Here is a 12,948-nt window from a genome sequence, read left to right on the forward strand (position 1 = left end):
CTGAGACAAAATCTGAAGAACTTTCAGAAATAGATTCTGATTCTAAAATACTTAATTCCTCACTCTCGGAAACAGAAGCCGTAGTGCTGATGGAAACAGAGGCAATAAGTTCTTGTGAAGCTGATTCACTGTAGCTTTCGCTTTCTGAGACAAAATCTGAAGAACTTTCAGAAATAGATTCTGATTCTAAAATACTTAATTCCTCACTCTCGGAAACAGAATCCATAGTGCTGATGGAAACGGAGTCAATAACTTGCTGTGATTCTGATTCACTATGACTCTCACTTTCAAATACAAAATCAGAAGAACTTTCAGAAATGGATTCTGATTCTAAAATACTTGTTTCCTCACTCTCTGAAATAAAGTCTGAGGTACTGATTGAAACAGAGGCGATAAGTTCTTGTGAAGCTGAATCACTGTAGCTTTCGCTTTCTGAGACAGGGGCTGAACTGCCATCTGAGATAGAGGCAGAAGCAAAGGTTTCTTTCGATTCTAAGGTGCTCGTTTCTTCACTTTCTAACGAAGAAGCACTAACTGACAAAGACTGCGAAACACTAAGTGATTCTAACTCTGCTACACTAGCACTTTGGCTAGACAATAAGCTTTCTGAATCAGAGACATATAAACTATGGCTCATAGATTCTTCAACAGAAGAAACTGAGAGAGATTCTGACACTGAAAAAGAATCACTAATCGAGTAAGAAGCAGACATTGAATTACGCAAAGAGTAGCCCTTTTCAGAAATACTTTGACTATAAGATTCACTGTAAGAAACTGCGATGAACTCACTCAGTGAAGCTAGTGCACTAGTCGATAAACTCAAGCTGACATTTTTTATCAATTCAGCCATGTTTAAACTATTTTTTTCTTGGAAAGCTTCTAGAACTTCCATAACTGAAACAGACTCTAATGGTAATTCAAAACTCTCACTAGCTTTCCTCACCATTTCTTTTTGTTCCCTCATCTTTTTGCTAACAGGTTTCACTTCGACTTCATCCGAATGGTAATCATCATAGTCATTCTCTTCCTCATTGACCAATCGCTTGATCTTCGATAACAGGAGCTGAAATCCTGATAACTCTTCTTTTTTACTCATTATATTATTTTTCTCCCAAAAACTATTTATCACTACTATTATAAGGTTTGAAGTTCAATCTGTCAAAGCATTACCCAGAAAAGACCACTAATTTTCTTTTGTTATTCATATCAATATAGAAATAGGCTTTATCATATACAATGCGCAAGTTTCGGTTTAGGATTTTTTCACATAGAATGTTCCCAAAATTTTTTAAACCAAAATGTGAGAAACTTTTATAGCAAGCCATACTGTGATGCTTTCTAATTATTCCATTTCGCTAAAATCTATCATACATTAGCTAAAATTTGCTATAAATTTTAGGCAACTGATCCATAGAAAGTTATTTTCAGTTTATATTTCTCCTCATCCACTCTTCTGTTGTCTCTAGATTTATATTCTGTAATAAAAGTGACTGATCTAATAGATGGACACAATTGGATAGTTCCTGAGTTGCCATTTTCAAATTTGCATATTCTTTAACTCTTGTTGAATCAAATCGATATAGCAATAAATCCCTAAAAATCGGATAATGCACTCGTTTTCGATGGCGTTCCAGTAGGTGATGATAGTCTAATTCAGCTAGAAAATTATCCGTTACCAAGGCATAAGAAGTTAAAAATTGTTTTGAATAAAACAGGGCTGCAATATTTGAAATAGGCCCATAGCCAATAAAAGCCACTTTTTTAAAAGCATACTGTCCTGACAAATCCTCAATTTTTTCGAGTAGGATTCTGAAAAAATCTTTTTCCATATATAAAAGTGCGTTTTTATAGGAAGAATTCACCATCACTAAATTTGGAAAATGTTTTTGCACTCTTTCTGGAACAAAACCTGTCCGATTGAGATCAGGCTCTGTAAAGCAAACGTAAATAGTATCTCTCTTATTATCCTTATAAAGTAAATCTGAAATCCAATAACGATCAACCGTATAGTCTGCTATCCCTTCTTGAACAATATAGATTCCTTCAAACAAGAACCGATGGCAACCACCACTCACTAATTGAATTTTATAGTGATGGGTATCATTTGGCACATAAACACTTACTGTCTCCCCTTGTTTCACACTATGAGAAAAAATCTCCCTATCACTCGAATCCATAAAAATAACTTTTAAGTAAGTAGAACTCTCAGGAAGAGTTTCTATGTAGCTTCCAATAATGTATTTCTCTCCCCGTTTCAAATCAGGAAGTTGGCTTGTATTTCTCAAATCCTGATAATTGGCTTTCGAGTACCATTCGTGAATAACTGTTCCAGACGGCATAAATTGATTCTCATATAAAACTCGGCCATCTTCTAAAATCCTGACAGATGAACCATATAAATACTGAGATACACTTTGCACATCCCAATAAGCAAAATAGACTTCCTCTTTGTATCTCACGAATTAAACTTCCTTTCAAAACTATTCATTAGTAGTGCTATGTATTGATTAAAAAACCATTCGACAACACCTTGTGTATCATCATTATGTCGTCCAGCAAAACTCTTACTAATGATGCTAACCTTATAGTCACGATTTTTTAGTTCTTCCTCCAAGGTAGCATAGGCACGACCATCATAATCATCCTGACTCATATATGCTATGATAAATTTTGTTCTTGAAAAATCAGCAGCTCTAAAGGATTTCCAAAAATACTCATTTAGTTTTGTTGCTGTTTCATCAGATAGCTTGCCCATCGTACGATAAAGGATGTCTAAAGATGTTGGGAAACCGCCTGGACGGAGAGAAGACTCATTTTCAGCAATATCTCCTAAATTTACCAAGGGTTTACCGACAATAACGGTGTGAGGCTCTAGTTTAGAAGCATAATAGAGAGCGCCAAATGTCCCCATTGATAAACCAGACAAAACTAGCTGATCAGCTGTAAATTCTAATTCATCCAAACAATGGTGAATCACTTGAATAAGCTTTTGCTCTAACTCATCTGACCCAAGATAAAAACCACCACCCTCTAAACGCGGATCTCCAATCAATAAAAAGGGTGCTCCCATACCAGCCATCATATCGAATCCTTCAAAGCCTTCTGCTGGACGATAACCTGAAAAATATACATTGAGAGGTGGTTTCAAATCACCTGGATGGAAGAAATAAATCAGTTCCTCTCTATTTTTATCAATAATGCGATTCCCACCAACTAACAAGTCACCATAGCCTAAATGAGAATCTCGATGATGAAGGGGACCTATTTTCACGATGCCTTGTCCCTTAGCTTGAATACTAATGCTTAGATAGTAGGAATCCTGCATGTCTAAAACTAGAGGTTTGTCATAGACCGTTTCATCATAAATCCATTCTTGCATTGGAGAAAGCGCGACAGGATAACCTTTGATAACATAGCGGACCGAGCAGTCTCCTGAGACCCTAAATTCTGGCCACAAGTCCAAAGGGGTATCTGCATCCAGATAAATATTATACTGATAGTTTGCTAGTGTTTGATAATCCTCTCCAAATTGCCCAGCCAAGCTGAGATAATTGTTCCCTTCATAGTTAGTCTGACCACTGAAGAGAGGATGAACTGCCAAATGATTCACTTTGAGCTTGGAGCCACTTTGATGAGGAAAAAAAGCTCGAGAAAAACTATACAAGATCTGCTCAGGATTTTCAAAGTTAAACTTGACTGCTTTCTTACGAAACAAGAATATTTCCAAATCTTTCGTAGTAATCTGACAACGTTCATGGTAAAACAAACGATAAGGTTGAATCAGGATATCCATGACAGTGATGTATTCGAAATGCTCTGCCGTATCCACCAATACAAGGTCATAAATCTTTGCGAGTCTAGCTCTATCTTCTTTACTTCTACTCAGCATCTCAATATCAGTAGGCAAAAGTGATACGATGTCTTCTGGCTTAACAAATGTCCACCTTATATTACTTGGAATATCATATTGTTCTTGCCAATTTTCATCAGCAATTTGTAGAACACTAATCTCTCTCATTTTCCTTTAATTCCTTTATTGTGTTTTTCCACATTTCGATAATTTCTCCCTTTTTGTACTGCTCGATCTTACTAGATGAATGTGCCTTGCATTTATGTACAGACTCTATACCCGTCAAATAATACAAGACTACATTTTTAAGGTCAGAAATATCTGTTATAATAGATCCATTTTCTCCATGCTTGACATAAGAAGAATTATATAAATTAATCTGAGGTATCCCCCCACTTATCCCAACAATTTGTGTGAATTTATCTGCTGGGTTTCCCAAATCAAGAATGACGCGAACATCTTTCATCATTTTTGCCAGTTCAGCTGCACTGTGGAACATCCTAAACTCCATTCGCTCTCTGAAACTCTTCTCATTATCCAAAGTAGCTTCTTTATCTATGGAGTTTATTCCTTCATTAATTGATGTCTTTTCTTCTGAAGCTAGCTTGTTTAACAAATATTCTTTGACAAATTGTCTGATAAATACTACTCTTTCAGACTCCAAACTTTGGGTTCCAATCAGTAACTTCATCCACTCATTCTCTACCATCATATCAAACATGGTCGTAAAGACAGTTTGAAGATATTCTTCAGATAAAGTATCAACATTGATATAGACCGTTGGCTGCTTTTCCTGCTGCCCATCTTCAATATGTAAATGGATATCATAAGGGGCTAACTCATAATATGGCGGAAGTTGGGCTTCTCCGACCATCCCATACATTTTTTGAATCTTGTTGAAACTATCAATAATAAAGAATGGAGTATCTTGCAGATCCTCAAGTATTTCTTCTTTCTCCTCAATCAGATAGCGTTCACCAAAGAAAGAGAAAATAACATTGTGCGCCATCTTAATTTTTTGGAAAAGATGGTTATGCTGAGGATCTGCTGAAACAATAACCATATCATCACTTTCTAGGAACGAGGCTAAGTATTGCTCTAGCTTTTCCTTGATTAATTCTTCAATGTCACGATAAGTAGCCTTTGCAAATACTTCTTGGACTTCAGGATTGATAAGCACCTGACGATTATCTATCGTCAAGAATTCTCTAAATTGCCATTTACCTTGTAAATTGAGGTAATCTTGATAATTTGGTTGGTTATTTTCAAAATAAATCACGCTGGAAACTATACCACGATCATCAAAGATTAAACGATGGTTCGTCTGTTCATTCTTAAAATAGATAATGTCGAAAATATTGCCAGTCTGAGAAAAATTAATCTGAGCATAATGTTTTTGGTCTAAATAAACATCCACAAGAAAGGGGGTATAAAAAAATTCCACTCCCTGAGGCCATTTCAAGTCGTCCAAACGAAGCTTTCGAGGCAATACATCTGTCAAACCTTGCAGACTATCAAATAGATTCCACATACTAGCTGGCTCAATTCTCTCTTGATAAAAAAAGGTTCGAATATGGGGTGAATAGTTCAAAATTAGAATTGTGCTATCTTTTTTCTCTGGTTGAAACATCTGCAATAAATTCATAGTATCATCAAACATCATCTGGTTTGATGAACAATAAAAAGGCAAAGCTGTAGAATACCATTTCCTGCCTTGACAATACCAAGATGGTACAAAGTAAAACATTTCCCTCTATTCTCCTTAACATTCAATTCTTCATTGTAATCAGTTTTAACTCTTAAGGTATACAAGATCCGTATGAAGATAGTCGCAATCAAAAATAAGAGCCTCTTCCTTCAGAGATACTTTAACGAGCCATAAGACGAAATCAATCCTAAAAATGGATCAGTCAATTTTGTAGTGTTTTTCTGTGGTTCAACACTATATAGTCCTCCAAAACTTAACCCATTTTTGCTAGAGTTATTCTTTTTAGTATAGCATATTTAGCGTCTTTCTTCAAACGTCTCTAAACTCTGTTTATGTATTCATGTAACAGATAGAAAGACCAGAGCGTCACTCTGGCCTTTTCCTGTTCAGTTTAGTTTGTAACTAAACTTAGTCTTCTTTTTTGCGAGTAGTAGCTGCAAGTCCTGCACCTAAGCCCAAAAGAGCCAATCCTGCTGCTAAAGCTGACACCTGAGACTCACTTCCTGTATTTGGAAGGTGACCTTTTTCAGTTTGTGTCGCTTTTTCTTCTTGAGATTGTTCTCCTGTTTGAGCCAGTTGGTGCGCATCTGGATTGACAGGAACTTGTGAATTTGGTTCTTCTTGTGCTACAGCAGTTCCCACTTCTACTATGCGATCTTGCGATGCTAGCTTATCAAAGGTTTCCTTTAGAGTGCGTTTCCCATTGTCCACTTCGATGAGATGAACACGTACACCTTTTTGGCCTTCTTGGATCACACGAGTTTGCCCTACTGGAAGTTTATCGTTCTTACGTTCTTGAACTTTGAAATCAATTGCCTCTTCTTCAACCAGAAGTTTTGGTTTTTCATGAACCAAACCTGTAGCTCCATCAAGTGGTTGGGCTGTACCTCGCTTAGTTCCAACGAGAAGAACCCGGTTAACAGGAGCCTGAAGCACTTCACGGAGTTTCTCTTCACGAGTTCCGTCTGGACTAACAGATGTAAGAATGCGTTCCTTACCAACTTGTCCTTCTTGAGCCACACGGCTTTCACCAACATATAGACTTGAATCTTCTTTTTCTACAGTCTGGAAGGCAAGTTCTTTTTCGACAACCTCAAGACTTGGATTCTCTTCTTGAACAGCAGGGGCTGTTTTCTCAGAAACTGGTTTTTCCTTGGTTAACTGGATACGGTATTCCTTGACTTGTTTTCCACTTTCTGAAAGGAGACGAACAAGTACTGGAAGGCTATCATCGCCACTATCTACAACTGTTGAAGCCACTTGATTGCTTTCTTGAACGGTCACTTTTGGACGCTGTCCGCTATAGGTTACTTGATAATCTTGACGGTTTTCAGCGAAATCAGGAAGTTCTTTTCCATCTACTAGAATCTTTGATGCAGTGCTTTCTTGAGCATACTCGCTCGGTGCAAGGAAGGTCATCTCAATCATCGCAACACCGCTCTTATCACCCTTACGCTCCATACGCCATCTCATGACTTTGGCTTTCACGGCTTTAAATGTTACGTTGATTTCATCACCAGCTTCAATGTCTTTATCCGCACGATAAGGAACAGCTTCCCAGTTATCTGGATTGTTGAATGGATGACCTGATTCATAGGCTTGATAGTTTGAATAGTAGGTAGGCACTTCAAAGTCTGGACCGATATAGCGTTCCAAAACAAGTTTAGATGGTGCATCCGTACCACTATCTGCAAAGAAGTGGAGTTTGGCTTGCGCAACAGTCCGTTCGACAATCTTGCCATTTTCACGGAAGATAACACCTGCTGATACTTCTGGATTAGAAGATGGTGTTGGAGACCAGTTTGTCCAACGACGATTTTCATTGTGGTCTCCATCATTGATATAGTCTACACGGTCATGTGAACTTGAATCAATATCATTAGTTGCAGAAGCAAAGGCTTGGTTACTGTTTTCATCATAGTTAGGGTTGTTTGAGAGAGCCTCACCAAGTTTGTCTGTCACTCGTACAGTGAACTCAGCAACGAGGTCACTACCAAGGACACGACCTCGAACGGTAAATTGACCTGCTTTTGTCAGATTTTCTGCTGGAACTTCTTCCCATTCCACTGCCAAGTCTTTTGTTTCGTAACCGTCTTTACCTGTGAAGTAAACAGGAACCTTAGTTGGCAATTCAAGAGGTTGCCCTACTTGTATCAAGCGAGCTTGTTTGGCCGCGGCAACTGGTTTACGAGAGAGCAAGTCTTTATTGCTTGTAAAGTGTAGACGGTATTCTCCTAGGATGTCGCCATTTTCAGCTTTCGCGACGACACGAACTGGCTCACCTTCACGAACACTTGGAACAACGGTAGCGAGACCATTATTGCTAACACTTGCTGTTACTGTAGGAACTTTTCCATTTACAGACTCAAGGTAGTAGTCTGTCAAATCAGGGTTGAAGTTTGTTAAGTCTTTACCGTCAACTTTGATTCTTGTTTGTCCTTGTTTAGCCGCTGCGACTTGTTTCGCAAAGATTTGTACTTCTGTAATAGAGGTTCCAAGTTTGTTGTCTGCTCTTACCATACGAATACGGACAGCATAGGTTTCAACCTTGTCAAAGGTGAAATGATTCATTTCTCCAGCTTTTAATTGAGCTGGTGCTTTGAGATTGGTAACAGGTTTCCAGTTAGCTGGATCGTTAAAGACATGATTTTCAGTTTCAACAAAGCTAGGGTTTTTAGGTGCTGTTGGAACGGTATTACCGACATAATATTCAATCACATAAGACTTCGGTACACCAACTCCGTGGTCTTCGTGGAATCCAACACTTAAGTTATCAACAGAGCGTTTGCTCAAAATACCAGAGTCACCAAAGAGAACTCCTACTGATGCGTCTTTCTTACGATTCCAGTTTGTCCAACGGTTAGCTGGTTGGTTATTGTAGGAAATGAGTTTGTCATTAACATTTGAAACTGGGTCGCTTGGATTTGAGTCTGAAGCAAAGGCAAGTGGTAATTCTGAACCTGTCCATTGGTCAGAAATATTTGCACCTTGCTCAGTTTGAGCAGATACGCGAACATGAAGTTTAGTTGTTAATTGCGTACCTTCTAGGCGACCATTAACTGTAAAGACACCTTCCTTGGCGTATTGCTCTGGACGAATCGCATCCCAAGTAACCTTAGCTGATGAAACGTGACCATTTGAATCGTAGGTACGAACACTTTCTGGTAATTGTGGTGCTTCTGCGATTGGGGTCGTCACACTGACTTCTTCAACTGAAACGATACCTTCTACAGAGACTTTTGCACGCGCTTCAAGATTCAGACCTTCAACTTTACCTAGAACTTCAAAGGTTTGATAGTGGTCGAGTTTTTCTTTTGGAATGGCTTGCCAAGTGACTTTGTGCGCTTTAGGGAAACCTTTGTCATACTCAACTGTTACTGTTGCTGGAAGACTTGGTTCTTGATGCAAGTCTGTCACTACATTTACTGGACGGATAGATTGTGCAACCTTCGTCTCAGTACTGGCTTGGATAGTGAGTTCAACTTGGCCTTTAGCTCCATCATATTCCGCTTTCAGAGTGACTCCTCCTGGCTTATGCAACTCAAGCATTCCTTTACGAACTGCGACTTCCCCTTCACCACTTGTAGAGAAGGTTACTTTATCAGCTGGTAAAACTGCTTGTGTTCCGTCTTGATAGTGAGCGTGTACAGACAATTTCACTGTTTGGTCTTCTTTAAGACCGTCAGCTTGCTCTACTTGTAAGCTCAAGTGGTCAATTTTTGGTGCTTCTTCAAGGAATTGAATTGCATAGGTTTGAAGAGGTCCACCATCTTTTGGTTGAACATAGATGCTTGCACGCATGCCGTTTGCTGCACTTGCTTGGACTACAGTAACATCCGCATTTTCAGCACTTGCTACAACTTCTGGCAAGGATGCACCGTAAGCAAGAGTGCGGTATTGCATTGGTTTTTGACTAGTAAGTCCTGTGACAGCTTCATCACCAACCGTTACATTTGGTACTGCAGGAGCCGCAGGATTACCTTCTTCTACCACAAGGGTAGCGTGAATAGTCTCACCACCCAGTTGACCAGTCATTTGAATACGTGATCCTGCGACTGAAAGTTTGGCTTTATCTGACGCCGCAATCTCCCACTTATCCACTTCGTATTCTTGAACGCTTCCATCTGTTACAGCGATAGAAACGTATTTATCAACTGCATTCAAATCTGTTCCTGGAGCAACACGTTTAACAGTTGGTAGTTCTTTGGCAATTGCTAGAACCTCGACACGAGCCTCTACCTCACGTCCGTCTGCCATGCCTTTAACTGTCACAACTCCAGCTTGGCTCACATCAACAGAAGACCATGTTACTGGACGTTTTTCACGACTGCCATCACTATAGACAAAAGCGACGGTCTTCGGCATTTTTGGTTCTTTCTCGATAACAGTACGTACTTTTGGTACCTCTGTTCCTAGAACTGTCTTTTCTTGTCCTTCTTTCTTACCAGTAAAAACTGTTACTTGACCAGATTTCAAGAGATCTGAATGAGCTGTTAGCGTGAATTTGCCTGCTTGTTCAGTTGATTTGACAATGGCAACACCTTTACCGTTAAAGGCTCTGCGAATCCAAGAACCATCCGCTTGCGCCTTATAGCGTTCACGGCTGGCTTGTTCCCCATTATCGACACCGACCAGTTGACCTTGTCCATGCAATTGGAAACGAACCAAATTATTGGCAGTTGGCACTACATTTCCTTGACTATCAACGATTTCGTAGTAGATGTAGGTCAAGTCTTTTCCATCTGCTGCGATTGCGTGTTCTTCCTTAATAAGACGAACACCTGCTGGTTGGCCTGCAGTGGTAATCTTGTCACGTGCAATTTCTTTTCCAGCTTCATCGCGAGCTACAGCTTCCAAAGTACCTGGTTGGTAAGCAACCTTCCACTCAAGATAGAGTTCCTTAGCATTGGCACCTTCTTGGTAGGTACGGCCATCGCTGGTTTGTTTTTTGTTGAAGGTCTTAACTCCAAGAGATTGACCGTTCAAGAATAATTCTACGCTTGCAGCGTTTGAATAGGCGCGAACTGGGATTTTTCCGTCTGCATCTTCGACTTTCGATGCCAATTCTCTATTTTCCCAGTTCCAGTGAGGAAGGAGGTGCACCATCGGTTTCTTCTTGGCAGAAACCCATTGGCTTTGGTAGAGATAAAAGTCATTTTTTGGAATACCGGCTGTATCTACGATACCAAAGTAAGAGCTCTTAACGGGAGTTTGGTTTTGGTTGTGCCATGGCGTAGGCTCACCGATATAGTCCGTACCTGTCCAGATAAACTGTCCAGCATAGCCAGCATTGTCACGGTCAAAGGTCCATGAATCTGTTGCCGTTTTACCCCAGCCAACTCGGTCATTACCATAGTCAGACTGTTCGTAGTTACGTTCAGGTCCGTTACTATGTTTCAATTCACTTTCAGGACGATAGTAGCTACCGCGTGTACGGGTTGCTGAAGATGTTTCTGAACCATAAATCAACCAGTTTGGATGTTTCGCACGAAGTTTCTTGTAGTTGTCTTCTGAGTAGTTGAAACCAACCGCATCAAGTTCTTCGGCAATCTTCTCATGGCCACCACTACCATCTCCAAAGCGGAACTTATCTGCTCCCATGGTAACATAGCGAGTCTTATCAACATCTTTAATCACTTTTACTAAGCGTTTAACTGTTGCAAGAGAGTGAGCCTTTCCATCTGCTTCACCAATTTCATTCCCGATAGACCACATGAAGACAGCTGGGTTATTTTTATCTCTTTCGACCATGGTACGAAGATCGTAGTCAGACCATTTTTCACCTTTTCTGGCTTCTGGGTGAGTGGCGTCTTTTTCAAAGAAACGCCCGTAGTCATAAGGTTTCTTGCCACCATACCAAGTATCAAAAGCCTCTTCCTGAACGAGCAAACCAAGCTCTGCTGCGATTTGCAAGGTCTGTGGACTTGCAGGGTTATGAGTTGTACGGATGGCATTAACGCCCATCTCCTTCATTTGTTTGAGACGACGGTATTCTGCCTTATAGTTTTCTTCTGCTCCAAGTGCTCCGTGGTCATGGTGCAAGGAAACACCATGGAATTTAATGCGTTCACCATTCAAAGAGAAACCTTCATTTGGAGTCCAGTGATAGTAACGGTAACCAAACAAATCCTTCTTAGCATCAACCAACTGACCGTCACGGTAAACACGCGTAACCAGTTCATACAAGGCAGGTTTGTCATTTAAAACTGTCCAGAGTTTTGGTTGTTCAACTTCTAAAATCGCATCAAGACTTGTTGATTCATGTGCTTTCAAGGTACGACTTGCTGTACGAACCACACCTGTTACAGCCTGACCACCACGTTCAACGATTTGATATTCTGCCACAAGTTCATGGTCTTTATCATCTGTATTGACAATTTTGCTGGCTACATGAGTTTCAACCTTGCCGTGTTGCTGTTCTTCAAGTTTTGGCGTTAGGATGGTTGTCCCATTTTTCTCAACATGAACCTTATCAGTAACTTGCAAGGTCACATCACGATAGATACCACTACCTGAATACCAACGGCTACTTGGTTGTTTGTTGATCGCATGGACAGCAATCACATTCTCACGACCATCTTTATGAAGGTATTTGGTGATATCGTATGAAAACTGGTTGTAACCATTTGGGTAATGTCCCACTAACTGGCCATTAACATAGACTTGAGAGTCCATGTAGACACCATCAAAGGTCACACGAACATTTTTCTTGAGATCTTTTTCATCAAGTTTAAATGTCTTACGATACCAAGCTTCACCACCATTGAGCTGTCCACCTTCGTTTTGGGCAGGTGACTGATGGTCAAAATCGTTAAAGATACTCCAGTCATGTGGGAGATCCAATTTTTGCCATGTCGATACATCTGCATCTGGTTTCACAGCTTCTTTAGGATTCGCATTGAGTTTAAAGTGCCAATTTTGATTAAAATCTACTTTTCTATCTTCAATCATTTGATTCACTTCTTCATTTGTCACAGCTTTCAAATCTTCCTTGACAGGCTTTTCTTGACTTGAAGCTTGGGATTCTACCTTTGGAGCTGTTTCTTCAGGTTTTAGAGATGCTTTCTCCTCTTTTGGAGCTACAGTTTCATCTTCTTTCTGCTCTGGTTTGCTTGCTTCAATTGGAGCAGCTTGACTTTGATCGACACTTGCAGCATCCTTGTGCTCTGCTACAGCTTGATCCTCTTTTTCCTCTACTGCCGGACTTTCCACAGTGTGAGTAATAGGAGTTTCATCCGCGAAAACTGGTGATTCTCCAACGACACTTCCTCCAAATAGAACCGCACAGGTTCCAATCATGACAGAGCAAGCTCCTACAGCAAACTTACGAATACTGTAGACTCTTTTACGATTCCAATGGCCTTTTTCCATAAAATCCTCCTTTAGCAAC

The 12,948-nt window shown here is 40.0% G+C and carries 4 protein-coding genes and 1 pseudogene; all 5 read right to left on the minus strand.

Going from position 1 to position 12,948, the window contains the following annotated elements; translation table 11 throughout:
- Positions 1 to 1,096: pseudogene (locus K1I97_RS09010) on the minus strand (hypothetical protein); the annotation flags it as partial.
- Positions 1,097 to 1,424: 328 nt separating this feature from the next.
- Positions 1,425 to 2,459, minus strand: a complete 1,035-nt coding sequence (asp3, locus tag K1I97_RS09015; RefSeq protein WP_223332226.1) for an accessory Sec system protein Asp3 — start codon at positions 2,457 to 2,459, stop codon at positions 1,425 to 1,427.
- A complete protein-coding gene (gene asp2 / locus K1I97_RS09020; RefSeq protein WP_223332227.1) occupies positions 2,456 to 4,018 on the minus strand; it encodes an accessory Sec system protein Asp2 in 1,563 nt (520 codons plus the stop codon). Before asp2 ends, asp3 begins: the two co-directional genes overlap by 4 nt.
- Positions 4,005 to 5,597: an accessory Sec system protein Asp1 gene (gene asp1 / locus K1I97_RS09025; protein WP_223332228.1), complete on the minus strand. Its 1,593-nt coding sequence runs from the start codon at positions 5,595 to 5,597 to the stop codon at positions 4,005 to 4,007. Before asp1 ends, asp2 begins: the two co-directional genes overlap by 14 nt.
- Before the next feature lie 369 nt (positions 5,598 to 5,966).
- Positions 5,967 to 12,929, minus strand: a complete 6,963-nt coding sequence (bgaA, locus tag K1I97_RS09030) for an LPXTG-anchored adhesin/beta-galactosidase BgaA (protein WP_223332229.1) — start codon at positions 12,927 to 12,929, stop codon at positions 5,967 to 5,969.
- Positions 12,930 to 12,948: the final 19 nt, after the last annotated feature.

This window comes from Streptococcus oralis, assembly GCF_019929345.1.
GTDB lineage: Bacteria > Bacillota > Bacilli > Lactobacillales > Streptococcaceae > Streptococcus.